The sequence below is a fragment of the Methanoplanus sp. FWC-SCC4 genome (assembly GCF_032878975.1).
Classification (GTDB): domain Archaea; phylum Halobacteriota; class Methanomicrobia; order Methanomicrobiales; family Methanomicrobiaceae; genus Methanochimaera; species Methanochimaera problematica.
The window spans coordinates 2,064,375-2,090,313 of the sequence record NZ_CP043875.1 but is presented as its reverse complement, the minus strand read 5'-3'; the positions used below and the strand labels follow the sequence as shown (position 1 = coordinate 2,090,313).

The window sequence follows — 25,939 nt, the reverse complement described above, 5'->3', positions numbered from 1 at the left end:
ATTAGCATCAGGAGTTGAATTCAGATAGTATCAATATTCAGAATCGGAATTGACGATACCGATTCTCCAAACGGAATGTGTACCACATATCTTGGTGCCGTCTTGTGTGACAGACTTGAGAGTGAGGGCTTTTCCATATCCGGACGGTTTTTAATCCGTTTAAATCCAAATGCAAAGCACAAGACAAGGGGCAATGCGGCCGTCTGCATAGAGTGCACGGGTGACCGGAAAAAAGCATTTGATATAGCATGCGGCCTTGTTGAGGAACTTGCGGAGTTTGACTGTGAAAACACCAATCCGGGAGTTGTAGTCTCAGACGGACCTGTTTCTGAGGATTTTTATTTTAAGGCACTCAGGGATTTCTGTACCATTGAAGAGGCTGAAGAACTTCTGGAAAAATCAGGCTCGCTTTACAGGGGCTGGAAGATAAAAAGAGGTCTTATCGGAGCTGCTGCGGCTGTATCTGCTGTTCTTCCCGATTTTACCTTTGAGCTTCTGGCATACAGGGATCATCGTCAAAAAGGAATCCGCTGCGTTGATAAAAGCAGCGTTTTTCTCTCTGAAGAGATGACAACACCTCATACCTGGGATTCTGTTGATACCAAAAACCGTGTTGTTGTGTGCGTTCCCCACACTCCAGATCCTGTTCTTTACGGAATCAGGGGCGACTCGCCTGAGTGGGTTTTAAAAGGCGGATCATATATTGCCGGTGAAATTCCTGTTCGGAAAATGATTTATCAGACCAATCAGGGTACTGATGCACACCTGATCGATGCATCTATAGCTGAAATCAAAGAAGGGCGTTCTTACAGACTTTCAGGAACAGTCAGTTCGGCACCGGTCACCGGAACGGGAGGGCACGTTTCCTTTGAATTAGAGGATGGCGGTTTTACCGTCAGGTGCATGGCTTATGAGCCGACCAAGAATTTCCGTGATATTGTAAGAGAACTTCGCCCGGGTGACAGAATTCTTGTCTGCGGAAGCTACAAGGGGGAAAGCATAAACCTTGAAAAAATCTGTATTGATTCTCTTGCTGAGGACTTTTTGATAAAACCCCCATTATGTGGCAGTTGCAAAAGGAGGATGACCAGTGCGGGTCTTAATAAGGGCTATAAGTGCAGGATCTGCGGAGCAAGGGAGGCAGAGCCAGAAAAAGAGGTTCTAAAGAGAACTCTCAAACCCGGATGGTACGAAGTGCCGCCGGTTGCAAGAAGGCACTTGTCAAAGCCCCTTGTGAGGGGCATGAATATAATTACTGATTGAAATTTGTATAAATATTATGAAATATTAACATTTCAGGAGAGAAATTCAATGAAAATACTTCTTGTCTCAACCCAGGATTATATACACCATCCTGTTCCATCCCGGCATCATTATATCTTTGAGTATCTTGCAGAGAAACATGAGATTCATGTGCCACATTTTCATGTAAGTGAAGGAGATGAAAGAAAAACGAATCTTATCGTGCATGAGGCAACAAAATTTTTCACAAAGAATCCGGTTTTTCATTATACCCTGAATGCCCCACATCATTTCAAAGTGATGAAAAGGATCATTGAAGAGGAAAAAATTGATGTTGTCGTTGCAGGGAATGTTCTTGCGGGGACTGCGGTTATCAGAGCTGCTAAAAAACATAATGTCCCGATATTATTTGATCTAAAAGACTGGTTCCCAGATTCCGCTGCAATATATTATAAAAACAGGATACTTTCCTCGTTGATTTATAATGTTGTTCTGTATATTACCGGATATAATCTGAAAAAAAGTGATAAAATTACAACGGTTTCTCCTGCGCTTCAGGACATGATTTCAGAACTTGGATATGAAAGTACAGTCATTCCGAATGGTGTTGCAACTGATTATTTTAAACCAATGGATAAAAAGATTGGCAGGGATATTTGTGGTATTTCCGATGATGATTTTGTAATTGGTTTTCTTGGAAGCATTGAACGAAGATTTGAGCTTGATGAAGTGATCAAAACCCTGCCCAAACTGATTGGTTATAATCCGAAAACCAGACTTCTAATTGTTGGAGGTTCTCTTTTTACTGATTATCTTGATGAATTAAAAAAACTCGCTGAAGATCTTATGCTTTCAGACAGGGTCATATTTACGGGTCTGGTGGAACATAAGGAACTTCCAAAATATATTTCTGTAATGGATGTGTGCACAATTCCTCTTTCTTCTCCTGAGTGGTATGGCATATCCATGTCAAACAAATTTTTTGAGTATTCAGCCTGTAATAAGCCTGTATTAATAAAACCCTCCCCGGGAATAATAGAGATTGGCTGGGACAATACTTTTGTTTATGAGAATAATGAAGAATTTGTTGAAAAAATAAAATATATTATGGATAATCCAAAGGAATACACGCCAGATGTTGAACCTTACAGTTGGAAAAGACGTTCTGAGGATATGGAGGCAATCCTTTTTGATCTTGTAAATAATAAAAAATGAATATTAAAAATTATAGGGGGGATAAATTTCTTAATTTTCATCAGGTCTGAAAAAGCCATCTCTTAGGCATTTTTCAACCATTTCAACAGCTCTCATTCCGGAGTACATGTCTGCAAGAGGTTGTTTTCTTGTATTTATGGAGTTAACAAAATCACATAATTCTTCTCTTAATGGTTCTTTTTCAGGAATTGAGATAGTTCTGATCTCACCTTCGGATACAAAGGGAATTCTCTGGTTTCCGTCCTGTCTGGATTCCATAATCCCATCGAAGACATAAATTTCATTGTGTTTCATGTAATCAACTTTTACGGATTTTCGACTCCCGACAATTGTCAGAGTTCTCATTTTTTTATCAAAAGGAGACATCCAGCTTTCTGTTGCATAACCTGATATATTGTTGTCGAATTCCATTAAAATGCTTGCAAACTCCTCAATATTTGGCTGCAGGAACGAACCTTTTGTCATTTTTGCAAGATTTGGATACTGAACACCCAGCAGATAACAGTACAGGTCAAGTTCATGAACGCCAAGAGCATACATTACGCCCATGTCGCGTCGTGGGGTTGAATATGCCATACGTGTTGTATACATGTAATGCATCCTTCCAAAATCCCCTTTTTCAATCATTTTTTTGACTTCCAGTATCCCCGGATGATATCTGAAGATATGACCAACCATCAATATTTTTTTACAGTTTTCTGCGGTACTGACAAGCTCTTCAGCTTCTTTTGTACTCATTGTAAGGGGTTTTTCCACAAAAACATCTTTTCCTGCAATTAATGCCTCTTTTCCAAGAGGAAAATGAGTATTTGATGGTGTTACTATGTCAATACCGGAGATTTCATCGTCATTAAGAAGATCCTTATAATTTGTTGTATATGGAATTTCATCTCCTGCAAGTTCTTTTACCCTTTTTTCATCAATGTCGCAGAAAACAAGTTTGTCAATTATTCCATCATCCAGCATTCTTTTCCAGTTTCTTGCGTGATTCTTTCCCCAGTATCCTGTACCTATCAGGCCTATTCCAACCATTTACGTCACCCATAAATTATTTTCTGTAGAATTCGGTAATCTTTTCTGAGATGTATTCAAGTTCCTCTTCTTTTAAGAATGGATGAACAGGAATTGATAATATGCTCTTTGCAATCTCTTCAGTAACTTTTAGATTCACAGGATCCGTAAAACCTTTCATTGCAGGCTGCAGGTGAACAGGTAATGGGTAATGGATTCCTGAAGAGATTCCGTTTTTGGATAAATAATCCTGAAGTTGTTCTCTTTTCTCTGCTCTTATTACATACTGGTGATAAACTGCCCTTGCCCATTTTTCTTCATTTGGAGTAACTATATGTGGATTTCCTTCAAAATAGGCGGTATAATATCCTGCGTTATTTCTCCGTATTTTATTCCATTCATTCAGATGTTTTAACTGGACTCTGCCGATTGCAGCATGTATCTCGCTTAGTCTGAGATTCAGGCCGGGGTAATCATGATAATATTTTTCGCCTTCTTTTCTTCCCTGGTCTCTTATTGCAGCTGCTTTTTCGGCTATTTCATCATTATTAGTTGTAATGGCGCCCCCATCTCCTGCAACAGTCATATTTTTGGATGGGAAGAAGCTGAATGCAGCAATATCTCCAAGCGAACCCGCAGTTTTTCCTTTATATTCAGCTCCATGTGCCTGACAGGCATCCTCAACAATATTGATATCTTTCTCTTTTGCCAGTTCGGAAATTTCATCCATGTCACATGGATGTCCGTAAATATGAACCGGAATTAAAGCTTTTGTTTTTTTGGTTATTTTACTTTTGATCTCTTCTGCATTGATTGTGTAGTTTTCTTTGTTTATATCTGCAAAAACAGGTTTTGCACCACAAAAAAGAACCGCATTTGCTGTTGCTATAAAGGTGTGGGAAGGAATAATTACCTCATCACCCTTTTTAATGCCCAGAGATTTTAGCGCAAGAATTAGTGCGTTTGTTCCTGAGTTAACAACAACAGAGTGTTTTGTATTACAGAAATCCGAAAATTCTGCCTCAAATTTTTTATTATTCTCTCCTTTTATATATTTCCCACTAGAAATGACTGATAGTACCGAATCAGTAATCTCTTTGTCGTGGTACATTTCAGCCATATTGATTTTTTGCATGTTTAATTCACTCCCAGATATAAGGCCTTTCAAAAAATTGCATTACACATTTTAGTTCATTCTTTGACTTGATTACTTTTGCAGGATTGCCTACAACAACACTGTTTTCAGGAACATCTGATACTACGACAGAACCAAATCCGACAATAGAATTTTCACCAATTTTTACTTTAGGTCCAATGGTGACGCCGCCACCGATTTTTGCTCCTTCTCCAATAACAACACCCTTTGCACATTCTGAAAATTTCGGGCAGGGGGGGTGAAGTGTATTTAATACTGTAACCGAGGGGCCTATCCATGCCCTGTCTTCAATGATTACAAATTCGGGGATAAAACAGTTAGAATGTATTCTTACATTGTTTCCTATGGTATTTTCGCATTCCAGAATACTATGGGTCCCGATGCTGACATTATTCCCTATGGTGTTTCCTTCTCTGATTAAAACCCCGTGCCCTGTCTGGAAATTATCACCAATTTTGGTGCCTCTATATATCACCGAATGTGATCTGATTGTAGCATTGTCCCCTATATCCAGTTTTTCGGGACATTCTTCGGGGAATTCTCCAAGAGAAAGATATTTTCCAAGTTTATGGTTTTTTCCAAGAATATAATCTTTCATTATGATATTTCCTGAATTTCTTAATTATCAATAGCATTAATTTTTGTGATTATTACATGTTTATTCTTTGTTCCGATTTATCTTTGCACAATAATATAATAGTCATAGCACGAAATAATTCTAAAAGGAGAGTCTATGGATATTAAATCATTAAATTGCTCTAAGAACTATATTGTAGGGCTTCTTGTACTCCTATTTACAATAATTGCCCTCTGGATTCGTCTGATTCCGGCTGAGGGGCTTGTAACCGATGTGGGTGTAAACCTTCTCGGAAACGATCCCTGGTATAACCTCCGGCAGATTGAGGTGATGGTTGCAAACCCGCTTGAATATCCCTGGTTTGACCCGATGACCCACTATCCGACAGGAACGCACAACTTCTGGGGTCCTCTCTACCCGATGATTGGTGCAATTATGTGCATTCTGGCAGGTGCATCGACACGCACTGACGTAATGTATGTTGCATCATACATGCCTGCACTGATGGGTGCTGCGATGGTTCCCCTGATGTATATGGTAGGATCTAAAATATCAGACTGGAAAGGCGGTATTCTGGCCTCTTTATTCATGGTCTTTGTGGCAGGTCAGTATATATACCGTTCAATGTTTGGCTTTGTTGATCACCACATTGCAGAAGTTCTCTTCAGCACCCTGTTTTGTCTGGTATATCTTTTTTATCTCGCATATACACGCGAGCACGAAGTAGATCTAAAATCCGCGGATACGCTGAAAGTTCCGTGTCTTATTGCGGTATTTGCAGGAATTACCTATCTTTTGGGCCTGTTTGTAATGCCGACAATGATTCTGTTCGCACTGATTGTCGCGATCTACACAGGTCTTCAGTTTATATGGGACAGGGTGAAAGGCAAAAGAAGCGACTATCTCCTTTTGGTAAATGTCGTGACATTTGCAATAGCAATAATCGGTTTTCTGGCGCTTGGAATCCAGCATGACGGTATGAGCATGGCGAGGTATTCAATGGGGCATATCTTCGCTTATCTGGCGTTGATTGTAGCAACCCTCGTTTTGTATGCTTTCTCCGTATTCTTTGTGAAAAGACCGCTTTCACATTATATTGCCTCACTGGCAGGTCTGGCAGTTGCCGGCTTTTTGTTCATAATGGTTGCAATGCCTGAGTTTTATTCATTCTTTATCTCAAGCCTTGGATCTTTCTTTGGGTATACTGCAACACTTACGACAATTGAAGAGGCAAGGCACTGGAACTTTGATCAGGCGTGGCTTGCGTTTAATTACGGTCTTATACTCATGGCTCTCGGATTTGTGGCAGTATTATACAAATTTGTCAAAGAGTCAAAGCAGACATATCTTTTTGCATTTGTCTGGTCATTGATGATACTGTATTCAACGACTGTTCAGCTCAGGTATGAATACTACCTTGCCGCAAACATTGCACTTCTTTCAGGTCTTTTTGTCGGATGGACCCTGGACTTTGGTGCAAAGGAGTTCTCCAAATTATCTGGCGGCAATGCAAAACCTGTAGTCACAGAGAGTCCGGAAACAGGTTCAGGTGAAAAAACCGTTCGTAAGGGCGGGAAGAAGGATACAAAAAAGCCTGTATCTCCCAAAAAATCAAGTGTTGATCCGGTATATCTTGCTCCCGCAGTTCTGGGAGTAGTCCTTGCGCTGATGTTCCTGTTTACCTCTGTACAGGCTGACATTGGTCTTGCAAACGGGTTGAAGAACAGCGGCATGATTCCCGACTGGGAAGAGTCTCTTGTGTGGCTTGGTGAAAATACTCCTGAGCCGGGAATTGATTACTACGAAGTCTATGACCGGAAGACATACCAAAATCCCTCCGATTCATACGGAGTAATGACATGGTGGGATTATGGTCACTGGATAACTTTCGTTGCAAAACGTGCCCCGAATTCAAATCCTTTCCAGGAGGGTGTTGCGGGTCCAAACGGTGCTGCCGCCTACTTTATCCAGATGGATGAGTCAGAATCAGACAAAATACTTGACAACCTCAATACACGCTATGTCATAACAGACGGCATGATGGCTGATTCAAAGTTCTGGGCAATGTCGACCTGGTACAATTCAACTGTCATGAATTCTCCATATGAGGCATATTTTGCAGTAAGGACACAGGATGGAACAATTGGCCAGCTGAAGCTCAATATGCCTGATTATTATAATACAATGATTGCCAGACTTCACAATCTGGACGGTTCAATGGCAGAAGGAAACAGTTCACTGTATGTTGAATATACAGACGGCAGCGCCTATGGCGTTAATGGTCCATTACTGACAAAATATGAGATTCTGCCTTCAAAAGAGGCATTTTCCAAAGCGGCACAGATTAACTCCGCCGGATTGCCCGGTACACGTGCGGCGGTCCTTGGAGAAAATCTGCTGACTCCGCCTGATTATGTGCCTGCCCTTGAGCACTACCGCCTTATCCACGAGTCACCCACAAATACGATCTCCAATGGAGAGCTGAAGTTTGTTAAGGTCTTTGAGTACGTTAAAGGTGCCCGTATTAAAGGAGAAGGCACTATTGAACTTAAGCTTGTGAGTGATCAGGGAAGAGAATTCACCTACAAACAGAGAAGTGTGGACGGGGAATTTATTGTTCCATACTCAACAACCAAAGACAACTATGGTACCAAAGTATCCGGTGATTACAGAATAACTGAAACCGGTAAGACCTTTTCAGTCAGTGAAGACGCCGTGATGGACGGTCTTTTGGTTAACTAAAAGATATACTCTTTTTTTAGGAAGTTCATAAAACCATTTTTGTGTTAACCATTTTTTGGTGTTTCATATAATTTCAAAACGAAAAAAATTACTGAAATATTCATTTTGATTAGAGATATCTGCAAAAAACAGAGAAAATATGAGTAATATATCTTATTTTTCTGAATCAGCTATATATCCTATATATCTGCCGAAAAAATATCTGGAGAATAATCAGAAAATCAGTTCAGTGTGTTAAAGTGTGCACCTGACTGAAGTTTTGTTCTTTTCCTGGTATGATCCACATATGAAACTTCAAATCCCGGAATAACCACTCTTACAACAGGGACTTGTGTTTTGGAAAGATCGCATACACATACTCTGTCACAGTGATTTTCAAGCTCTTTTAGAGTAACCCTGATGTCGTCATCTATGTAATCCGTGCTTTTATCCGCTATTGAGGTTAGGGAAACCGGTTTGGCATCATCCTTAAACCACATTCTGTTTATTCTTTTCAGCCTTTCATATCCTGCTTTATCTGCAATCCGGCGTCTTGAAGGGTCTTCCTTTCCTCCTTTGATTGTACTTGCACGGCTTTGTGCGACCTCTGTAAGTGCCCTTAGTGCGGCAATTTCCGGATTCAGGTGTGTTCCCGAACCTGTGACCAGCATAAAGGGATCTTTTGTTTTGGTATCGTCTGCACCGGCGGCGATAGTCGGAACGCCTGTTCTTCCGTTAAGATACCAGAGATGAACATTTATTCCGTTTTTCTCAAATATATCGATGAGTTCTTTTACAGGTCCGCTTTCGACAATGATTTTTCTTCCAAGGGATCTCCTGTTCTCCGCATCGCTTAATGCGTCGCGTTCAATAACCTCAAAGATACCGTGTAGTATTGCCTCTTCGATCACATTTCCTGCTGCAAGACCGTTTGTGTCACTTCTGAAAAGCTGCTGTGCCATTCCAAGCGGATCATATGGGTGAAAAACCGCGTTTGCAGGTATGTATATATCCTCATCATTCAGGATGTCCCTTGAAGGAAGCCAGTGGAGCTGTTCGCCTATTTCAAGTTCGCGTGGCAGGATTAGATCGGCCGGGTCCACGGCTTTTGTGAGACCTATCTGCTCATAACTCGCAAGATCCATCACTTCTCCACGGTATTCGGATGAAAATCGCTCTATTGCCTCCATCATTGCAGAAACTTCGGCATGTGCCGGAATAGTGCCTTTTCCCGCATTGATTCTCACAGAGCCTCTTGCAGCCCGCGGGCGTGTGGCAGAATAAACAGGGATATTAAGGCGGTCAAGATGTGTTATGTCAGAGACCTCTGTGACGCCAATCTCCGGCATGAGGGTTTTAATCAGGTTAAGTGTGTCTATCGGGTCTTTCACACGGTGTGTACCTGAAAAATATTCTTTTTTCACTCTGTTTATCCGGATATTACTCATTGTAGAAAATTTTAGACTCCCAATGTTTATATTTTAGCCGGACACAAAACTAGATGTAATGGCCGGCGAGGATATAAGGGTAGGAAGTCTTGTAAGGTATCCAAGAACAGGTACATCCGGAAAAGTTGTCGGGATAGACTCAATTTCCGGAAAGCTTTTTGCCAGAGTTGATACCACAAATCTTCGTTACAGGGTGGATCTTTTAATTCCTGTTGATTCTGTTAAGGAAGTACATGAGATGAAAGAGAAAGAGGGAGATATTGAGCTTTTAAGATACCAAAAGACGATGGATTCAAAAGAGATTGAAGAAGCATTTGATGATGTGACCGGTGTCGGAGCAGGGTAATTTCTCCCTGTTAACTGTCACTGTTTTTCTTTTTTTAAAAATGTATGTCTGAGTAATTTATTTAGTGTGAGTGTTTAAGCTCATCTTCAATTGGAATTGTCGTAAGTTTTACCGATTCAACGCCTTTTTGTGCCATCAGGCGCTCCGCAATCTTCTTGATCTCTCCTGCATCCCCTCTTACAAGTATGATTTCCAGGCATTTGTCGTGGCTGACATGTGAGTGGAGTGAGGACTGTATAATGTTAATATGGTCATGCTGGATTTCTGTTAACACCTGCAAAAGTCCGCGTTGTTCATGATCATATACCATTGTGATGACACCCTGCCTTTCTCCCTGTACATCAGACATCCACTGGTAGTAGGTGATGTAACTGCGGATGGCATCCCTGATGCCCTCAGATCGTGAAGAATAACCGCGATAACTGAGGATATCATCAAATCTGTCCAGCAGGTTTTTTGGAAGTGAAATTCCTATTCTTGAAAGGTCTGATTCATGTGTCATATTATCACCTGTAAATGCATCAGTAATTTTTTGATACAGATATACAGTTTTACTGTTTGTGTCAAATATTATAATAATTTATTACTTGATATGCATTGATTGTGGATGTGCGTTTTAACTGTTGCTATTTTATTCGATATTGAAAATCCGGATACTGTTTTTGTATGACCCGCTGGTGGAAGTGGTTCTATTTTTGAGGGACAGAAGGTATTTTGTACCCACAGAGTAGGTATAAGTAGTGCTGACCTATACTTATAAGGAGGTTTGAACAGTAGTGAGCGATGTAAACATCCCTGATGTAAATATTGGACTTGTCGGTCATGTGGACCATGGGAAAACCACTCTTGTTTCCGGGATTACCGGACAGTGGGCTGACAGGCATAGTGAAGAAATAAAACGCGGCATTTCGATTCGCCTGGGTTATGCGGATGCGACAATATACAAATGCCCTAAATGTGAAGGCCCGGAGGCTCTCTCCACAAGTGAGAAGTGCCCGGTTTGTGGCGGTGAGGCAGAGCCGTACAGGACAATATCTTTTGTTGATGCACCCGGCCACGAGACTTTAATGGCAACAATGCTTTCCGGTTCGGCCCTTATGGACGGGGCAATGCTTGTTATTGCGGCAAATGAAAAATGCCCGCAGCCGCAGACAAAAGAACACCTTATGGCTCTTGAGCTTGTGGGAATTGAAAATATAGTGATCGTGCAGAATAAAATCGATGTTGTTTCACAGGAACAGGCGCTTGCTCACTACAAACAGATAAAGCAGTTCGTCAAAGGGACCATTGCTGAAAATGCTCCTGTTGTTCCTGTTTCTGCACAGCAGGGGATAAATATCGGAGCGCTTCTTCAGACACTTGATGAATATATACCTGCACCAAAACGCGATCCGGATGAAGAGCCGCTTATGCTTATTGCCCGTTCCTTTGACATCAACAAGCCGGGATGCAACTGGCGTGATGTAAACGGCGGAGTTATAGGAGGTTCCCTTACCCAGGGTGCCTTTAATGAGGGCGATGAGATAGAAATCAGGCCCGGCAGAAAATATGAAGCTGAAAACCAGATTCACTGGGAGCCTATTGTTACCAAAATAACAACAATAAATGCCGGCAATAAGAAGGTTGCACAGGCAACACCGGGCGGTCTTCTTGGCGTTGGAACAAAACTTGATCCCGCGCTCACAAAGAGTGATGCGCTTTCAGGCCAGGTTGCAGGCCATGTCGGAAAGCTGCCGCCTGTCTGGGAGAAACTTTCTTTTAAGGTTTCTTTGATGGAAAGGGTTGTTGGTTCTGATGATGAGTTCACAATTGATCCTTTGAGACACAAGGAGCCTCTTATGCTCTCTGTCGGAACAGCGGTCACTGTTGGTGTTGTTGTAAACACCAAAAAGGACGTTGTTGATGTTGTGCTCAAAAGACCGGTCTGTGTTGCCGTAGGTTCCCGTATTGCAATCAGCCGGCAGGTTGGTGGCCGTTGGCGTCTGATCGGAATGGGAACACTAACAGAGTAAGTGTCCTTCTGGATGCAAATGCACTTATGACCCCTGCCGAATTCGGAGTAGATATCTTCTCCGAAATCGAGCTTTTGGTCGGTGCATTTGAGCCTTTAACCCTGACCGAAGTTGTGTCCGAACTAAAAGGTCTTTCGACCGGCAAAGGAAGATGTGCAAGTGCTGCGCGCGTTGGGCATTCTCTCTCCCGGAGATGCAGGATTGAAAATAGTCCTGTATCAGGAATTCCTGTTGATGACATGATTGTCAGGTACGCTGAAGAGAACGGTTGTATGGTTATGACAAACGACCGGGGGCTTAGGAATAAGCTTCTCAAATTACATATTGATGTAATAGTTTTAAGAAACCAAAAGACTCTGGAAATAATCAGGGGTTGAGATATAATCCGGCAAAATACAGGGTGATTTGAAAATGTATTATAAAATGAAGCTTGAGGATAAGGTTCGGGTTCCTCCAAACCGCCTTGGGGAAGATTTGGAAGTAGTTGTTCTTGATGAACTTCAAAAACAGCTTGAAGGCAGTATTGACAAGGATATTGGTATATTCATAGCCGTAACAGAGATCCATGAGATTGGCGAGGGAGATATCATACCAAGTGACGGTGCGGTTTACTATCGTGTTGACTTTGATGCCGTGGTTCTTCGTCTTGCAATGCAGGAGATAATTGAGGGCGAGGTAGTTGAAACCACCAGCTTTGGTGCATTTGTTTCTCTGGGTCCTATCGATGCAATGCTCCATGTAAGTCAGATCTCTGACGATTACATCAATTACGATGAAAAGAATGGCAAGCTGATCTGTCAGGAGACCAAGAGGACGATAGGTGTAGGTGACGGTGTCCGTGCACGTGTTGTTTCTTTAAGTCTTTCAGAGCGTGATCCACGTGAGAGCAAGGTAGGTCTTACCATGCGTCAGGCAGGTCTTGGTACTGAGAACTGGATTCTCGAAGAATCAGAGGGTGGTGTAGCGGATGGCGCCGCGGAGTAAAAAACAGCTCATGGTCTGCCGCAACTGCCACCATGTGGTTGACGGTGAGGCATGTGTCACATGCGGAAGCACCAATTTAAGTGAGGACTGGGCCGGTTATCTTTACATTGTCGATCCTAAAAATTCCCGGATTGCAAAAAAAATGAATATTGATATGCCCGGCAGATACGCCCTTAAGGTTCGTTAGACGTTATGTGGTTTTTGCCGGAAAAGCACCGGAAAAAGTTCAGGGAGCCTTTTGGTGAACTTTTTCCTGATATAACCTCCGCACTTGAGTATGCCGGTGATGCCCCCCTCTATGCAGTAGGGGATGTGGTTACACGAAATATCCGGAGAAAGGGAATTGTGCCTAATCTCTCGGTGATTGACGGTAATACCATGCGTGAGCCGTGCCGGTGTACTCCTCTTTTGCCTGTTAAAAGAATTGAAGTGAAAAACCCTGCAGGATGTATCACTGATGAACTGATTTCTGCGCTCGAGAATGCCGTTTTGGATCCTCCTGCGCTGATTCATGTCGAGGGTGAAGAGGATCTGGCAGTAATTCCGCTGGTTAACCTTTTAGAAGACGGATGTGCGATTTTGTACGGGCAGCCCTGTGAGGGTGTTGTTGTCAGGATTGTGGATTCTGATGCAAAAAGGCGGGCAAAGGAATTATTCAGTCTTTTTGAGGAGATTTGATCTTAAAGACAGGGCGCGTATTATTTTTACGTGGCTGTTGGTTTTAAATAAATTTGTAGACAATATTTGAGGGATATCGATGGACTTCGAATTTACAAGAGATGAGGAAAATAAGCTTCTTGACCGCACAGAGCTTGATTTCATCCTTACTTATGAAGGCGCAACACCTTCAAGAAGGGAGATAATCGGAAAACTTTGTGCACTCCGCAATGTCGATCCAAAACTTTGTGTTGTGGATTCACTCGTAGGAGAATTTGGGAAGCAGGAGATTGTTGGCAGGGCACGCATCTATGGGGATGTCAGTGCACTGAAGGCAACAGAGCTTGAGTACGTTGTTGAGCGCAGTACCTTTGAGGAAGAAAAGCCTGAGGGTGAAGAATCCAATGAGGAGGCCTGAGTAATATGGCAGTAAAACGTCACGAGTATTACAAGGTTGAGGGCGACAATGCTGTTGCACAGCGCAGACACTGCCCACGCTGCGGACCTGGTGTTTTCATGGCTGAACACAAGGATCGCGTTGCATGTGGAAAGTGCGGATATACAGAATTTACAAAATAAGTGATAATGCCTGAATCTGGGCAGATATTAGGGATTGAGGGGACAGCGTGGAACCTCAGTGCCGCTCTTTTCGGAGAGGACGTGATTTCTCTCTTTTCCAGACCCTATAGCCCGCCGTCCGGAGGTATTCACCCCCGCGAGGCTTCGCAGCACCACGCCTCCGCTATGAAGGAGGTAATCGAAAAGGCGCTTCTTGGTCAGGACATACATAAAATAAAAGGTATTGCTTTTTCAAGAGGTCCGGGACTTGGACCCTGTCTTAGAACTGTCGGGACTGCCGCAAGGTCGCTTGCACTGGCACTCGATGTCCCGCTTATCGGTGTGAATCACTGTGTTGCCCATGTCGAGATTGGCAGGTGGCAGTGCGGCTGTGATGATCCTGTTGTGCTTTATGCAAGCGGTGCAAATACGCAGGTTCTCGGATTCCTGAAGTCAAGGTACAGGATTTTCGGAGAGACTCTGGATATCGGGCTTGGCAACTGTCTTGACAAGTTTGCAAGGTCAAAGGGTATGCCGCATCCGGGAGGTCCGCTTATTGAAAAGCTGGCATCAGAGGGAGATCCTGTCGAGCTTCCGTATACCGTTAAGGGTATGGATCTTGCTTTTTCAGGGATCATGTCGGCTGCGAAGGACTGCAAAGCACCGCTTGAAGATGTATGCGCAGGATTTCAGGAGACTGCCTTTGCAATGTGTGTTGAGGTTACCGAAAGGGCTCTTGCACATTCCGGTAAGGATGAGGTTTTGCTTGTAGGAGGTGTGGGTGCAAATTCACGTCTTCGCGAGATGCTTGGGGAGATGTGTGATGAACGCGGAGCCACGTTTTACGTGCCTGAGAAAAAATACATCGGCGATAATGGTGCAATGATTGCACTTACCGGCAAAATCATGCTTGAGGCGGGTCAGACCATACCTGTTTTTGATTCCGCGGTGAATCCCGGTTACCGTTCCGATGATGTCGAGGTTTTCTGGAGGAATGATACGGGGGATCTTCCCTATGCACGTGCGAATCTTATTGAGAACGGTCAGGCAAGGGGTGCTGAGGCGGTTGTCACAACCCTCGGGGATAATGTCGTAAAGAAACGTCTGTCAAAACGTTACAGAAACCCTTCTCTTGACAAAAGGCTGATTGCGGAAAGGACACGTGCAGAGGCGAGACTTATTTCCATGGCAAGAAGATGTGGTGTCCCGACTCCGATTGTTCGTGATGTGACGGCTGATTCTCTCGTTATGGAGAATATATCCGGGAATATGCTCAAGCTTGAGCTGACTTGCGGGAATGTTCTCGCTGCCGGAGAAATGGTTGGAAGACTTCACTGTGGTGGTATAATTCACGGAGATCTGACAACTTCAAACATAATTGTCAGGGAAGGCAGCGGCCAGTGTGTCCTGATTGATTTCGGACTTTCGTATATTTCATCAGAGATTGAATCAAGGGGAGTTGATGTTCACGTCTTTTTCCAGACACTTGAGAGTACTGCACCTGATCACGGGAAACTGAGGGATTCTTTCTGTGAAGGGTACAGGAATACTTTTGAATGTGCTGATCAGGTTCTGGAAAGAGTTGAGGAGATCAGGGCAAGAGGCCGTTATCTTCATTAAAATAATTTTTTTAATCTGAAACATATTCTTGTATCAGGTTTTTCTCTTTGCATATCTGATGATATCAAAGGCAGAGTTTCGGATATGGAGTTGGTGTCTAATTTCAGGGAAAATAACAGAACCGGATAAAGTATTTGAAACAGCAAAGTGTGTTCTTGAAGATAAGGGATACAGGATATCAGATTATCGTGAGATACCCTACGGATTTCAGTTCAGAATATCCCATGACGGCAAAAACGGGCTGCTGAGGGTATATGTCAAAAAGAACGGCATGATAAATTATGACTTTTCGCAATTTCGCGATAAAAGTTTTAAGGATACCATAGCAGGTGCTCTTGATATAAAAATTGCCGGAAATGATAAAAAGTCGCCGGGATTTAGTTGTCAAAAAGATAAAGCCGGGAGGAATAACGGCGGATTTCCTGATTACGGATACCCCATAATCGGGACAGATGAATCGGGCAAGGGGGATTATTTCGGCCCTCTTGTTATTGCGGGAGTATTTGTAGATGAAGTAACTGCCAAAAAATTATTCTCGCTCGGAGTCACTGACAGCAAACTCCTGGATGACTACAAAATCCGAAAAATTGCACCGGAGATCAGGGAAATCTGCAGGGACGGATATTCAGTAATTGAAATATCTCCCCAGACCTACAACAGGCTGTATGATCAGTTCCGAAAAGAAGGGAAAAACCTGAATCATCTTCTTGCATGGGGCCATGCAAAGGCGATTGAGGAGATTCTCGGAAAAAAAGATTCAAAAAGAGTCATCTCGGATAAGTTTGGTAACGAGAGATATATTCTCTCAAAGCTTCAGGAGAAGGGAAGAAAAATAGAGCTGATACAGGTCTGCAAAGCGGAACAGAATATTGCGGTGGCGGCTGCATCCGTTCTTGCACGTGAGAGGTTCATTAAAAAAATCGATCAGCTTTCGGCCCTTTATAATATCAATATTCCAAAGGGTGCCGGCCCCGGTGTAATTAAGGCCGGAAAACAGCTTGTATCTCTTAAAGGGAAGGATGAACTGAAAAAATCAGGAAAAGTTCATTTTAAAACGACAGAAAAGATCCTGAATCAGCTTTAAAATAATAATTCAAAGTGAATGTTTCCCTGTTAGGATCAGGTGGTTTTGATTAAACTCCTGAAAATTTTTCTTTGTAGTATGAAATCATATCCTCATTCAAATCCTCTTTTAAAAGTCCGTAGAGGGCACGGTCATAATAATTATCGTTATAGTGCCAGTAATTTCGCTGGCATCCCTCCTTTTTGAATCCGCATTTTTGCATGACTTTCCATGAGCCTGTATTCTCACTTACGCAGTCACCGTTAATTCTGTATCCTTCTGCGATAAAAAATGCATAATATACCAGAAATTCGCAGGCTTCGGTTCCATAACTCCTGTGCCAGCATATGTCATCTATCTGATATCCCAGAAGAAATGCCCCCGGAGAATAATCGATCTGAAGGAGTGCACACTGACCCACAAAATGTCCTTCTTCTTTTGTTTTTATTGTAAAGACCGGGTTTTTTGGAATTTCTTTTGCATCAAGGCTTTTTTTCACTGATTCAATGAGGGGAGTGAAATATTCTCTGGTTGTTTCATGTGTATTGGGTCCAAAAAAGAGCCATTTGCATACATTTTCTTTTTCAAGCATCCGGCATACTGAAGGCAGGTCTTCTTCTTTTATATATGAAAACTGAAGCTTGTCCCCGATATATTTTATCGCCATCACCTAAACTCACATCAATAAGTACAGAATTGTATTTTTAAAATACTTCCCTGCCGGAAAATTGCGTTTTTGAATGCTGAATATTTTTTTAATTTATCCGGGTCTTAACACCTTCTCATGTGTTTTTAATTCAAAAATATTTTAATTAATATTTTAATATATTTCAAAACCTGCATATATCTGATGTCCTTAATAAAACACTGATAGAAAAGACAGGAGAACATAAATGAAACAGGGTATTACAAAAAATATTGAAGGTTTCACCGGTCTTGAAGCAGCCATCGTTCTCATTGCATTTGTTGTTGTTGCAGCAGTGTTCTCTTATGTACTACTTGGTGCCGGTTTTTTTACAACACAGAAAAGTCAGGAAGTCGTTTATTCATCAGTCGGTCAGGCTTCCTCGGCGATAATTCTTCTTGGTGATGTCTACGGATCAGACAGCAGGTTCAGTATTGATGATGACAGTTCATCAGGGATGATGGACTCGGTTATTGCTGTTGTGGGCCTTTCCGCCGGAAATACTCCGGTTGACATCAAAAAGACGACTGTCACTTTTTCAAACTCCCATGAAATAATGGATCTTGAGTTCAACAGTTCGGCAACAGGGCAGAGGATGCCGGTAAAAAGCGGGGAGTGGACTGTTTATAGCATAATGGAGGGGTCTGATGATCTTCTGCTTGAAAGCTGTGAGCAGATATGTCTGTTAATGGAAGTTGGAGACAAAATTCATCCCAATGAGAGATTTAAATTAAGTCTGGCTCCGCCCGAGGGCACACCGCTTGTAATTGACAGAAAGGCGCCGCCAAAAATTAATACAATAAATGTGCTCAACTAAACGTCATTTTTGTGGAATGGCAGTTTAACCAACCCACCTCCCTTTTGAATACAAAAGTCCCAGATCTTTTGCAAGCTTTTCACAGATAAGATCGGACTTCACCTTTAATATCTCAATATTTCCTTCTTTTTTGCTGGCTGATGACTCCAGGACTGCCATCAGCTCGTTAATTTTGGATCTGATATGCCTGTCTCTGCTTATCTCTTCATATCTCCTGACAATGACATCAGGTGCAGGCCATTCTCCGGTTCCTGATTTTAATGAAGGTTTCATTGAATAAACTGCGGTGAATCCCGCCACCCTGATCTCTTTTAATTTAAGTTCGGATGCCGTTTTCAAATCATATTTTGAGAAGGATGAATCTGATACGTGGTTGTGCGTCAGTATGGTGCCTTTAGTTTCAGGACATTCTTTGTTTGTTATCATAAGTGCGGAAAAACCCGCAAACCAGCAGAGGAGTTCTCCTTTTTCTGAAAAAATTCCGCATACCTCCCCTTCACGCTCGGTATTGTTTTTGATTTCCTTTTCAAACCGGATTATTTTTTTATTGATATTAAAAACACCTTTTTTGGAAACCTCAGACATTGTGTTCATTTCTCTCAAAAATGCAAGTTCGTTTGGAAACATATCTCAAAGTCCGCCTTTTGGGTCTTTTATGCTCTCAAGTATCCCGAAAACATTGCCTTCAGTGTCACGACAGTAAATATGGTGGCCTATTCCCGGGATTTCCATTTTTTCTGTCATTAATTCTCCCCCCGCTTCTCTGACTTTTTTTATGGAATCGTCCAGAGAGAGGACACTGACGGTGTTTATTACAGAATCCGTGATCATGTCCTTTTTGGGTGCAATGGCACCGTCTATACCCTCCTCATCCTCATTTCCGGTTGTCAAAAGCCAGTATTCCATGTCTCCGTATTTTTGAGCCTTCCATTTGAATACGTGATCATAAAATGCGGCGGCCCTTTCCGGGTTTTCCGCCGGAAATTCAAAATGTATTACTTTTGGCATTATTATCCCCCTATTTTACCATGCTGAAATTAATTTATCAGACAGTTTAATGTCCGGATTTTCAGGCGGATAGTCGGAATAATAGAATAAAATAGTATCGCAAATTCAAAAGAACGATATTTTGAATTTTGTATTTTTGGTGTCATTGTTCCGGATAAGGGGTTTTGAAATACGGCCCGGCCGGAAACATTTTTAAGTGGATCAAAAAGTGATTTCCATAGTAAATCATTTTTTGAACCCAGTGCCAATTAAAAGAGATGATGAATCTAAAGGTAGTGACAGGAAATCCCGACAAGGCAAAAGAAGTTGAAGAATTTTTCAACGGAAAGGTCAGGGTTGGCCATGTAAAGCTTGATCTGCCTGAAATAAAGGATAATGATGTTGGGAATATTGCACGCGTGAAGGCTAAGGCTGCGTATGATGCTGTAAAAGAGCCTTTAATTGTTGACGATACAGGATTTTACATAAGTTCTCTCAACGGATTTCCAGGTGCGTACGCCGCATTCGTTCTTGACACAATCGGGATGGAAGGCATTCTTCGTCTTATGGAAAATCAGGAAAACCGTTGTGCTTATTTTGAAACAGCAATCGCTTATGCGGATGAAGACGGTGTTTTAATATTCAGGGGCAGGGTGGAAGGCAGTATTACCACAGGCCCGCGTGGCAGTGAGGGTTTTGGATATGACCCAATCTTTGAGGTATCCGGGAAAACATTCGCTGAAATTCCCCTAAAGGATAAATCTGCGGTCTCTCACAGGGGCAGGGCTCTGGAAGCATTTGGTGAATGGTATTTAAAGAAGCAGTGAGCGAGTGGTTTTTGTAAAAATCAGAACTGTTCTGAAATTGGTTCAGCGAAATATTTCCGGCTGTTTTCCGTCAGAATAATTTTGATGCCGTTACCTTTGGCATATGTGACAAAGCAGTATGCTGCGGTATATCCAAACTGTTAATATGCCAGACATCGTTGTATATAGAACTGAACAACTAAACATATAGGGGATACAAAAATGGCAAGATTTCCAGAGGCCGAGGCAAGGCTCCTTGACGTAAAAATCTGCATGAAATGTAATGCAAGAAACGCACCTCGTGCAACAAAGTGTCGCAAATGTGGATATGATGGTTTAAGACCAAAATCAAAGGAGAGAAAAGGATAATCTTTTTCCCTGTGTTTACCCGGGTTACACAGGTATCTATACTTTTTTCTTAAAATGGGAATTAAAGGTGTATTCTGCCTTTAGTGCCAGTTTATTGTTAAAAAACAGTTCTTATTGCAGAATTGTATCATAAATTCTCAATTTTGTTTGGGCAGTGGCCGGATATCCGGTTTCACATGTTCAAACGGACGGGTTTTTCATTCTTATAAAAAATAATGGATGTCCGGCACTCTTATGCGCTGTAATATGTTACCTTTTTTCCACCTTCAGAGTAGTCACCGTGGTATGTTTCAATATTTCTCTTGTATCCGATGCGTTGTTCCACGCCGAGTTCTCTTAAGACCTCTCTTATATTCATGACGTCATCTGCGTCTTCCCAGTCTTTTGTATGGACGTAGATTACGATGCGGTCATCACGGGAATCGGGGTTTTCCTTTGCTGTACTGGTTTTTGCTGATATCCCGAGGCGGCCCTTTACCGTTGCATCCCTTATCTTTCTCCACATCAGGTCAGCCACATCCCTCTCAAGGAATATCAGCCACTTCCCGCCTCTGTTTTCGTCATCGGGATTTGCCTCAAAATCGGGTGCGTCCTGAACAATCCAGTACATCTGCGTTGTCTTTGATGGGAAAACGCCCTCCCCTTCGCATATTTTATTGTATATTGTATTGGTGTCTGTGAATTTTTCAAGAAGTGCATTGGCGAGAATTTCGTAGTCTGTTGTAAAATCAGAAAATATTTCCTCAAAATCCTGCCTGAAATCATCCTCCCTTTCCACGCGCTCAAAAAGATAATCTCCGCGGCTTTTAAGCCCCTTGTTAAGAATAATCTCAAAGATTCCGTATGCGACATCTCCGATTTCTTCAGGTGCGGTATCTCCTTCCATGTAACATTATGTTTTCTGAAAGCCACTTCTAATATATTTTGATTTATTCTGGAAGAAGGGTAAGGGCTTTTATTGAAATACAATTGGCAAAGTTCCTTTGAAAAATACCAAAAAAATGTCGGTTTATTTTAAATTAAGGGCCTCTTTGGCAAGAAGAGCTGCTTTTTCCCCCGAGAGGAGCATTCCGCCGAATACCGGGCCCATTCTGTTTTCACCTGCAACGGCGTTTGCTGCCATTCCTGTTACAATGAGGCCGGGGAACACCTCTTTTGTGTGTTTGAGGATGTTTGACTCGGCCTTTTCAGCCCACATGAAGCCCTCTCCTTTGATCTCAAGGTCTCCGCCTTTGTCTCTGACCATGTGTGCGACAGTTGAGTCATGGCCTGTTGCGTCAATGGTGACCTTTGATCTGAGCGTTAGGGGATCTATGTGAAGACCTGCCATTTCAACCGGTGACCAGTTTATGACAAGACCGCTTACTCTTTTGTCCTCCTTTACCACAACATCTTCAACAGTTGTCAGGTTAAATACCTCAACACCTGCATCGCAGGCAGCTGCGAGTGTTTTTGACACTGCTTCGACAGATGATGCGACAAAATAGCCCTTTTCGTATTCCGTATATTTTATTCCGAAGTGGTCAAGAAGCCGCCTTGCTTCCTCCTGTACTACTATGCGCGGAAACATCATTCCGCCGCCCCACATTCCTCCGCCGATAGACAGCTTTTTTTCAATGAGGGCGACTTTAATTCCTTCTTCTGCGAGGAGTGCTGCACAGGTGATCCCTGAGGGGCCTCCGCCTACAATTGCACAGTCCAGGTCGAAGTAGTCAAGCATTATTCTGCTTTGCTCTGAGAGTATTGCTCTGCTTATTGTAACTTCATCAAGTTCCATTTTTTCAGTCACCCGAGGCTTTATAGTTTATCTTTAGAGGGTATAATGGAATTGATTTTTTTCCCTGCCGGGTATTTTAAACTCTGTCGGTGGTGTGACATATTTAACCCCCGAATGCCAAATATAATAATACTATGATAGGTAAATGGAAGAGAGACTGGGGGCTGACAGGCCGGGTCTTTCTCACATGGATGTTAATCCTTGCGGTCTACCTGTTCTTTATAGGCGCAATAAATTACTTCTTCCCCGGACGTTTTTATTTCCTGGTAGGTCTTGCATTTTTGTTTGCCTTTGGACAATACTTCCTCTCTGACAGACTTGTTCTGGCCAGTACACGGGCAAGGATAGTTGCTGAAGATGAAGAGCCTGAGCTTCATGCAATGATTGAGAAGCTTTGCAGGGAAGCGGATCTTCCAAAGCCAAGAATTGCAGTCATGGCTTCACCTGTTCCAAATGCATTTGCAACAGGCAGGAGCCCGAACCACGCTGTTGTGGCGGTTACAGATTCCATCATGAAGACTCTCAACCGTGAGGAGCTTGAGGCTGTAATTGCGCATGAGCTTTCACATGTTAAAAACCGTGATATTCTCACCATGACGGTTGCAAGTTTCATTGCAATGATTGCATCAATGGTCATGCAGAATGCGTTCTTTATGAATCTCTTTGACAGCCGTGACAACAACGGTGCATGGATTGCAATATGGGTTGTGTCCATCTTTGTCTGGATTGTTGCAACGCTTCTTATGCTTCTGCTTTCACGTTACCGTGAATTTGCGGCAGACCGTGGCAGCGCAATGATTACAGGAAATCCGAGAGCCTTAATTTCAGCTCTGAATAAGATCAGCGGAAAGATGGAGTACGTTCCTGCAAAGAAGAAACAGGAGATTGAGGGTGCAAATGCATTCTTTATCATCCCTGCAATCTCAGGAAAGAGCCTGACAGAGCTTCTTGCAACCCACCCTTCACTTGACAGGCGTGTTGCTGCTCTTGAAAAGATTGAGGCAGAACTCAGAGGGTATTAATTCCCCCTGAATTCTTTTAAAAATATTTTTAGACAGATATTGAAACTGAATTTTTTTTGGTTTATGAACACTTTTTTTCCAGGTTTTTAATTCAGGATAAATTCTGTGCATTGTTTGTGCAGCCTGAAATTATGATCTGTTAGCGCCACCATTCCCGCCGGTACTGATGAATTTGCAAAGGCAAATTTACGGGCCCCGGAAGTCCGTCACTCTAAGCCCGCTTTTGGGATGTATTGGATGGAGTGGTATGCTTAAGGGGGGAAATAGGGCGTCGGGAAGTATTCGCTTGTTATCGGCAGGGTGACCCGCCTTGAAGGAAGTGACGAATATTTCAGTGAGTCCGGCGATCCGGATTGTGAACGCAGCAGGCCTCTTTGCATGGTCTTTGGTGAAATGGATTATAATTGTACTTATTTTGAGTATTCAGGCTGTTATGTGGCGGATTTCTGTATGTCTGTATACAAAAGGGATGTCTGATCCCCGGAATCAAAACACTATTTTTAATACCTGTGAGGGTAAACATTAGAGAGCACAAGTGTTGTGTAATGCACCGATGGTCTAGTGGCATGACTTTGGCCTTCCAAGCCAATAGCCCGGGTTCAATTCCCGGTCGGTGCACTCGTTTTTGAGAGTTTTTTAAAATTGTTTTTTGTTTAATGACAATTCCGTCTTCAACTATAACGGCTGAATGATTTTCACGGCGTAACTGTTAATGATTCTTTAAGGCCTTTGCAGAGATCACCATCATCAGGGGTTATTTCTGAACAGGATTATTGCCTGAATTTAAAGTTTGTAAATATAGATCGTCAGCCTTCCCGGAACTTACCAACCGATGAAATTAGGAAAAACAAAAGGGGGAAACACGATCTGAAGTGAAGTGCCTGAGGCCGGGATGCCTTCTCCATCCCTGCGAAGGCCTATCAGATCTCCTGACCTGAAACTGAACCAGCATAAACTCTGGTCAAAAAAGGTGTGTCTCTACTATGAAATTTTGAACTTGGTATATTCTGAGCTAATGATATAAATTAATAATTATCTAAATAAAAATGATTTTTATTAGATTCATGAATTAATTCAAATTCGCTCAATATTTGTATTTTTAAATCTTGCATATAATCTCTTAAATCTGCCAATTCATATTCTTGTTCCAAAAAATTAGGATCACATTCTCTTATAGAATTATAAAAAGCATCATATTTATGCTCTGTTTCAATATATTTTCTCATTAATTGCCTCAAATGTGACAATTCTGGACCTTCCAATGGGCTGTCAAGGATGACATTTTTAATATATTGAAAATTTTCATTTAAACTATCATCATATGATACAAATTTATGATTTCCATCATAAAATTGCAATTTGTTATAATTCTTATTTAATATTTGTTCTCTCTTTCTTTTAAGATCTTCAACATCAGAAATTAATTCCTTATTTTGTGATTTGAACATCTCATCATAGCATTTTAAAAATTTATCTAATGTATATTGGTAATAATATTGATTAGTTTCTCGATAGAATTCTGTTATTAAATCAGGAGCTGGGCCTATTATTTTTTTTCCTCTTTTTTGCCAAAAATCATTTTTTTCATCATCAACTATAAAAACAATTGGCTTATCTTTTAATTTAGAATACTCAATAATTTCTTTCCAAATTATAAAATCTCCATATTTATTTGCAGGCTTTTTAATATCACGGAATCCCGGAGAAATTTGTTTCTCATATCTCTTTTCCCCTTCTCTTTCGATTTCTTCGATTTCATTATTTATGGGACTTTCTCCTATTTTATCTTCAAAAAAGTCACCTATTATTTGAGATACTTTATTATTTTCTGTTTCAGAAGGATGATTTTTTTTATATTTATTTATTGATTCTGAGCATTTTTCAAATTCATTCATTAGATCTTTTACAGAATCATTTAATTTTAGATATGGGTGTAGTTTGTATTGTTCACATAAACCTTTTATTTTATTTTTAGAACTCTTTATTTCATTTAATACTTTGTCATATACCGAAAGTTGAGAAATAATTACTTTAAATAAATTTCTGTGATATTCTTCTCCTACATGATATGGAATCCAGAATCTGTCTGAATTCATTAAAAAATTATTAAATGTTTCTTCAACATTTTTTGGATTATATTTATGAAAATTTAAAAGAACACTTGTATCAAAAACAAAGATACAATCATCCCAGATTTCTTTAAATTGTTCCTTTGAATATTTATAATACCCAAAAAATTTATTCTTCATCTTTTCAATCCCTCATATTTTAAGCAAAATTTATTCTATATTTATATTATTGTTATCTTTCCAGCATGAGATTAATCTATTCCTGATTTTCTCTCTAAACTCTTTTAGGCTGTTCTCTTGATCTGACACTAAAAACAAAAAGCATGAGGAAAAACAGAAACGGGCAAGTTCTGAAGAAATATTTAAGCTTATAACATTTTTTCCAAGAAAAAAAAGAAGAATTGTTTGAATTTACTTTTTAAATTCACAATGATTACAAACAGAACAAGGGGGTAATGTGTCTGTTTTATCATCTAGTCTTTTAGTAGCTCCGCATTTTGTACATTTGTATGTACCAATTCCTGGCTTTTCACCACATTTGTATGTCATTTTAATCAATTCCAAAACAATAAAATATTGTTCATAATATTATGGGTGTCATCCAAAGAAAAAATTAAGTCCAATATATATTAGTTATAAAAATATTCTCAAAAATCATCAATTTTTTATTTCAATAAAAACTTCCCAAGTGCCCATGCTCCAAAAACAAATAATATTCCCGCACCGACAAGATAAATCTTGATACATAAATCTCCGATTTTACCATGGGGCCAGCCGCCAGCCTTCCCGGAACTAAC

General features: G+C 41.3%; 30 protein-coding genes and 1 tRNA gene. 19 read left to right on the top strand and 12 right to left on the bottom strand.

Annotated elements, in window-relative coordinates; translation table 11 throughout:
* Positions 1-18 precede the first annotated feature (18 nt).
* Entirely contained in the window at positions 19-1,263 is a 1,245-nt protein-coding gene (locus F1737_RS10605) for a TiaS agmantine-binding domain-containing protein (RefSeq protein WP_456301633.1), read from the top strand.
* A 48-nt stretch (positions 1,264-1,311) separates the two neighbouring features.
* The gene (locus F1737_RS10600) at positions 1,312-2,457 is read left to right on the top strand and encodes a glycosyltransferase family 4 protein (protein WP_317136547.1); all 1,146 of its coding nucleotides are present in this window, start codon (positions 1,312-1,314) and stop codon (positions 2,455-2,457) included.
* Between the two features lie 30 nt (positions 2,458-2,487).
* Here F1737_RS10600 and F1737_RS10595 read toward each other — a convergent pair whose 3' ends face one another.
* The 3 genes from F1737_RS10595 to F1737_RS10585 are packed head-to-tail and all read right to left on the bottom strand — an operon-like array spanning position 2,488 to position 5,222.
* Positions 2,488-3,489: a Gfo/Idh/MocA family protein gene (locus F1737_RS10595; protein ID WP_317136546.1), complete on the bottom strand. Its 1,002-nt coding sequence runs from the start codon at positions 3,487-3,489 to the stop codon at positions 2,488-2,490.
* Positions 3,490-3,505: 16 nt separating this feature from the next.
* Positions 3,506-4,603: a DegT/DnrJ/EryC1/StrS family aminotransferase gene (locus F1737_RS10590; RefSeq protein WP_317136545.1), complete on the bottom strand. Its 1,098-nt coding sequence runs from the start codon at positions 4,601-4,603 to the stop codon at positions 3,506-3,508.
* A 7-nt stretch (positions 4,604-4,610) separates the two neighbouring features.
* Positions 4,611-5,222, bottom strand: a complete 612-nt coding sequence (locus F1737_RS10585) for an acyltransferase (RefSeq protein WP_317136544.1) — start codon at positions 5,220-5,222, stop codon at positions 4,611-4,613.
* Between the two features lie 135 nt (positions 5,223-5,357).
* Between F1737_RS10585 and F1737_RS10580 the strand changes: the two genes are divergently transcribed.
* Positions 5,358-7,943: an oligosaccharyl transferase, archaeosortase A system-associated gene (locus F1737_RS10580; RefSeq protein ID WP_317136543.1), complete on the top strand. Its 2,586-nt coding sequence runs from the start codon at positions 5,358-5,360 to the stop codon at positions 7,941-7,943.
* 221 nt (positions 7,944-8,164) lie between these two features.
* Here the strand turns inward: F1737_RS10580 and F1737_RS10575 are convergent, their stop codons facing one another.
* Positions 8,165-9,346 carry a YcaO-related McrA-glycine thioamidation protein gene (locus F1737_RS10575; RefSeq protein WP_317136542.1) on the bottom strand — a complete coding sequence of 394 codons (1,182 nt, stop codon included), beginning with the start codon at positions 9,344-9,346 and terminating at the stop codon, positions 8,165-8,167.
* Positions 9,347-9,428: 82 nt separating this feature from the next.
* On the opposite strand from F1737_RS10575, the gene F1737_RS10570 reads away from it, so the two are divergent.
* The gene (locus tag F1737_RS10570; protein ID WP_317136541.1) at positions 9,429-9,716 is read left to right on the top strand and encodes a DUF2098 domain-containing protein; all 288 of its coding nucleotides are present in this window, start codon (positions 9,429-9,431) and stop codon (positions 9,714-9,716) included.
* 61 nt (positions 9,717-9,777) lie between these two features.
* Here F1737_RS10570 and nikR read toward each other — a convergent pair whose 3' ends face one another.
* Positions 9,778-10,218 carry a nickel-responsive transcriptional regulator NikR gene (gene nikR / locus F1737_RS10565; RefSeq protein WP_317136540.1) on the bottom strand — a complete coding sequence of 147 codons (441 nt, stop codon included), beginning with the start codon at positions 10,216-10,218 and terminating at the stop codon, positions 9,778-9,780.
* A gap of 274 nt (positions 10,219-10,492) precedes the next feature.
* Here nikR and F1737_RS10560 point away from each other — a divergent pair, with 274 nt between their 5' ends.
* The 9 genes from F1737_RS10560 to rnhC all read left to right on the top strand — a co-directional run bounded on the left by F1737_RS10560 (position 10,493) and on the right by rnhC (position 16,631).
* Positions 10,493-11,728, top strand: a complete 1,236-nt coding sequence (locus F1737_RS10560; RefSeq protein ID WP_317136539.1) for a translation initiation factor IF-2 subunit gamma — start codon at positions 10,493-10,495, stop codon at positions 11,726-11,728.
* Positions 11,692-12,105, top strand: coding sequence for a type II toxin-antitoxin system VapC family toxin (locus F1737_RS10555; protein WP_317136538.1), 414 nt, complete (start codon positions 11,692-11,694; stop codon positions 12,103-12,105). The genes F1737_RS10560 and F1737_RS10555 overlap by 37 nt, the downstream gene beginning before the upstream one ends.
* Positions 12,106-12,139: 34 nt before the next feature.
* On the top strand, positions 12,140-12,712 hold the full coding sequence (locus F1737_RS10550) for a DNA-directed RNA polymerase (RefSeq protein WP_317136537.1): 573 nt from the start codon (positions 12,140-12,142) through the stop codon (positions 12,710-12,712).
* Positions 12,696-12,899, top strand: a complete 204-nt coding sequence (gene spt4 / locus F1737_RS10545; RefSeq protein WP_317136536.1) for a transcription elongation factor subunit Spt4 — start codon at positions 12,696-12,698, stop codon at positions 12,897-12,899. Before F1737_RS10550 ends, spt4 begins: the two co-directional genes overlap by 17 nt.
* 5 nt (positions 12,900-12,904) lie before the next feature.
* Positions 12,905-13,390 carry a GTP-dependent dephospho-CoA kinase family protein gene (locus F1737_RS10540; RefSeq protein ID WP_317136535.1) on the top strand — a complete coding sequence of 162 codons (486 nt, stop codon included), beginning with the start codon at positions 12,905-12,907 and terminating at the stop codon, positions 13,388-13,390.
* A gap of 79 nt (positions 13,391-13,469) precedes the next feature.
* Positions 13,470-13,787 carry a 30S ribosomal protein S24e gene (locus F1737_RS10535; RefSeq protein WP_317136534.1) on the top strand — a complete coding sequence of 106 codons (318 nt, stop codon included), beginning with the start codon at positions 13,470-13,472 and terminating at the stop codon, positions 13,785-13,787.
* Positions 13,788-13,792: 5 nt separating this feature from the next.
* Positions 13,793-13,948 (top strand): 30S ribosomal protein S27ae, encoded by a 156-nt coding sequence (locus F1737_RS10530; protein ID WP_317136533.1) that lies wholly within the window; start codon positions 13,793-13,795, stop codon positions 13,946-13,948.
* 6 nt (positions 13,949-13,954) lie between these two features.
* A complete protein-coding gene (locus tag F1737_RS10525) occupies positions 13,955-15,547 on the top strand; it encodes a bifunctional N(6)-L-threonylcarbamoyladenine synthase/serine/threonine protein kinase (RefSeq protein WP_317136532.1) in 1,593 nt (530 codons plus the stop codon).
* 28 nt (positions 15,548-15,575) lie between these two features.
* Positions 15,576-16,631 carry a ribonuclease HIII gene (gene rnhC, locus F1737_RS10520; RefSeq protein ID WP_317136531.1) on the top strand — a complete coding sequence of 352 codons (1,056 nt, stop codon included), beginning with the start codon at positions 15,576-15,578 and terminating at the stop codon, positions 16,629-16,631.
* A gap of 49 nt (positions 16,632-16,680) precedes the next feature.
* On the opposite strand, the gene F1737_RS10515 is transcribed toward rnhC, so the two are convergent.
* On the bottom strand, positions 16,681-17,277 hold the full coding sequence (locus F1737_RS10515) for a GNAT family N-acetyltransferase (RefSeq protein ID WP_317136530.1): 597 nt from the start codon (positions 17,275-17,277) through the stop codon (positions 16,681-16,683).
* A 226-nt stretch (positions 17,278-17,503) separates the two neighbouring features.
* Here F1737_RS10515 and F1737_RS10510 point away from each other — a divergent pair, with 226 nt between their 5' ends.
* Positions 17,504-18,112, top strand: a complete 609-nt coding sequence (locus tag F1737_RS10510) for an archaellin/type IV pilin N-terminal domain-containing protein (protein ID WP_317136529.1) — start codon at positions 17,504-17,506, stop codon at positions 18,110-18,112.
* 24 nt (positions 18,113-18,136) lie between these two features.
* On the opposite strand, the gene F1737_RS10505 is transcribed toward F1737_RS10510, so the two are convergent.
* Positions 18,137-18,739 (bottom strand): hypothetical protein, encoded by a 603-nt coding sequence (locus tag F1737_RS10505; protein ID WP_317136528.1) that lies wholly within the window; start codon positions 18,737-18,739, stop codon positions 18,137-18,139.
* A 3-nt stretch (positions 18,740-18,742) separates the two neighbouring features.
* The gene (locus F1737_RS10500; protein WP_317136527.1) at positions 18,743-19,120 is read right to left on the bottom strand and encodes a VOC family protein; all 378 of its coding nucleotides are present in this window, start codon (positions 19,118-19,120) and stop codon (positions 18,743-18,745) included.
* 257 nt (positions 19,121-19,377) lie between these two features.
* Between F1737_RS10500 and F1737_RS10495 the strand changes: the two genes are divergently transcribed.
* Entirely contained in the window at positions 19,378-19,926 is a 549-nt protein-coding gene (locus tag F1737_RS10495; protein ID WP_408669660.1) for an XTP/dITP diphosphatase, read from the top strand.
* Between the two features lie 201 nt (positions 19,927-20,127).
* A complete protein-coding gene (locus F1737_RS10490; RefSeq protein WP_317136526.1) occupies positions 20,128-20,274 on the top strand; it encodes a 50S ribosomal protein L40e in 147 nt (48 codons plus the stop codon).
* 232 nt (positions 20,275-20,506) lie between these two features.
* On the opposite strand, the gene F1737_RS10485 is transcribed toward F1737_RS10490, so the two are convergent.
* Both F1737_RS10485 and F1737_RS10480 read right to left on the bottom strand, forming a co-directional pair.
* Complete coding sequence (locus tag F1737_RS10485) at positions 20,507-21,160, bottom strand: putative phosphothreonine lyase domain-containing protein (RefSeq protein WP_317136525.1); 654 nt, start codon at positions 21,158-21,160, stop codon at positions 20,507-20,509.
* Between the two features lie 123 nt (positions 21,161-21,283).
* The gene (locus F1737_RS10480) at positions 21,284-22,051 is read right to left on the bottom strand and encodes a sulfide-dependent adenosine diphosphate thiazole synthase (RefSeq protein WP_317136524.1); all 768 of its coding nucleotides are present in this window, start codon (positions 22,049-22,051) and stop codon (positions 21,284-21,286) included.
* 134 nt (positions 22,052-22,185) lie between these two features.
* Between F1737_RS10480 and htpX the strand changes: the two genes are divergently transcribed.
* From htpX to F1737_RS10465, 3 genes are all read left to right on the top strand, one after another.
* Positions 22,186-23,073, top strand: a complete 888-nt coding sequence (gene htpX, locus F1737_RS10475; RefSeq protein WP_317136523.1) for a zinc metalloprotease HtpX — start codon at positions 22,186-22,188, stop codon at positions 23,071-23,073.
* Between the two features lie 300 nt (positions 23,074-23,373).
* On the top strand, positions 23,374-23,550 hold the full coding sequence (locus F1737_RS10470) for a hypothetical protein (protein WP_317136522.1): 177 nt from the start codon (positions 23,374-23,376) through the stop codon (positions 23,548-23,550).
* Between the two features lie 70 nt (positions 23,551-23,620).
* Positions 23,621-23,691 (top strand) — tRNA-Gly (locus F1737_RS10465).
* A 407-nt stretch (positions 23,692-24,098) separates the two neighbouring features.
* Here the strand turns inward: F1737_RS10465 and F1737_RS10460 are convergent.
* Together F1737_RS10460 and F1737_RS11595 are read right to left on the bottom strand one after the other, a co-directional pair.
* On the bottom strand, positions 24,099-25,322 hold the full coding sequence (locus F1737_RS10460; protein ID WP_317136521.1) for a PIN-like domain-containing protein: 1,224 nt from the start codon (positions 25,320-25,322) through the stop codon (positions 24,099-24,101).
* 231 nt (positions 25,323-25,553) lie between these two features.
* The gene (locus F1737_RS11595; protein ID WP_408669659.1) at positions 25,554-25,691 is read right to left on the bottom strand and encodes a zinc ribbon-containing protein; all 138 of its coding nucleotides are present in this window, start codon (positions 25,689-25,691) and stop codon (positions 25,554-25,556) included.
* Between the last annotated feature and the right edge of the window lie 248 nt (positions 25,692-25,939).

Excerpts from the sequence above, each read along its gene's own strand:
- F1737_RS10515 (WP_317136530.1), bottom strand. The coding sequence starts at position 17,277 with ATGGCGATAAAATATATCGGGGACAAGCTTCAGTTTTCATATATAAAA.
- F1737_RS10595 (WP_317136546.1), bottom strand. The coding sequence starts at position 3,489 with ATGGTTGGAATAGGCCTGATAGGTACAGGATACTGGGGAAAGAATCAC.
- F1737_RS10540 (WP_317136535.1), top strand. The coding sequence starts at position 12,905 with ATGTGGTTTTTGCCGGAAAAGCACCGGAAAAAGTTCAGGGAGCCTTTT.
- F1737_RS10550 (WP_317136537.1), top strand. The coding sequence starts at position 12,140 with ATGTATTATAAAATGAAGCTTGAGGATAAGGTTCGGGTTCCTCCAAAC.
- F1737_RS10590 (WP_317136545.1), bottom strand. The coding sequence starts at position 4,603 with ATGCAAAAAATCAATATGGCTGAAATGTACCACGACAAAGAGATTACT.
- F1737_RS10530 (WP_317136533.1), top strand. The coding sequence starts at position 13,793 with ATGGCAGTAAAACGTCACGAGTATTACAAGGTTGAGGGCGACAATGCT.
- F1737_RS10535 (WP_317136534.1), top strand. The coding sequence starts at position 13,470 with ATGGACTTCGAATTTACAAGAGATGAGGAAAATAAGCTTCTTGACCGC.
- htpX (WP_317136523.1), top strand. The coding sequence starts at position 22,186 with ATGATAGGTAAATGGAAGAGAGACTGGGGGCTGACAGGCCGGGTCTTT.
- F1737_RS10480 (WP_317136524.1), bottom strand. The coding sequence starts at position 22,051 with ATGGAACTTGATGAAGTTACAATAAGCAGAGCAATACTCTCAGAGCAA.
- F1737_RS10495 (WP_408669660.1), top strand. The coding sequence starts at position 19,378 with ATGATGAATCTAAAGGTAGTGACAGGAAATCCCGACAAGGCAAAAGAA.
- F1737_RS10490 (WP_317136526.1), top strand. The coding sequence starts at position 20,128 with ATGGCAAGATTTCCAGAGGCCGAGGCAAGGCTCCTTGACGTAAAAATC.
- F1737_RS11595 (WP_408669659.1), bottom strand. The coding sequence starts at position 25,691 with ATGACATACAAATGTGGTGAAAAGCCAGGAATTGGTACATACAAATGT.
- F1737_RS10600 (WP_317136547.1), top strand. The coding sequence starts at position 1,312 with ATGAAAATACTTCTTGTCTCAACCCAGGATTATATACACCATCCTGTT.
- F1737_RS10580 (WP_317136543.1), top strand. The coding sequence starts at position 5,358 with ATGGATATTAAATCATTAAATTGCTCTAAGAACTATATTGTAGGGCTT.
- F1737_RS10585 (WP_317136544.1), bottom strand. The coding sequence starts at position 5,222 with ATGAAAGATTATATTCTTGGAAAAAACCATAAACTTGGAAAATATCTT.
- F1737_RS10505 (WP_317136528.1), bottom strand. The coding sequence starts at position 18,739 with ATGTTTCCAAACGAACTTGCATTTTTGAGAGAAATGAACACAATGTCT.
- F1737_RS10510 (WP_317136529.1), top strand. The coding sequence starts at position 17,504 with ATGAAACAGGGTATTACAAAAAATATTGAAGGTTTCACCGGTCTTGAA.
- F1737_RS10500 (WP_317136527.1), bottom strand. The coding sequence starts at position 19,120 with ATGCCAAAAGTAATACATTTTGAATTTCCGGCGGAAAACCCGGAAAGG.
- F1737_RS10570 (WP_317136541.1), top strand. The coding sequence starts at position 9,429 with ATGGCCGGCGAGGATATAAGGGTAGGAAGTCTTGTAAGGTATCCAAGA.
- F1737_RS10525 (WP_317136532.1), top strand. The coding sequence starts at position 13,955 with ATGCCTGAATCTGGGCAGATATTAGGGATTGAGGGGACAGCGTGGAAC.
- F1737_RS10460 (WP_317136521.1), bottom strand. The coding sequence starts at position 25,322 with ATGAAGAATAAATTTTTTGGGTATTATAAATATTCAAAGGAACAATTT.
- nikR (WP_317136540.1), bottom strand. The coding sequence starts at position 10,218 with ATGACACATGAATCAGACCTTTCAAGAATAGGAATTTCACTTCCAAAA.
- F1737_RS10485 (WP_317136525.1), bottom strand. The coding sequence starts at position 21,160 with ATGGAAGGAGATACCGCACCTGAAGAAATCGGAGATGTCGCATACGGA.
- spt4 (WP_317136536.1), top strand. The coding sequence starts at position 12,696 with ATGGCGCCGCGGAGTAAAAAACAGCTCATGGTCTGCCGCAACTGCCAC.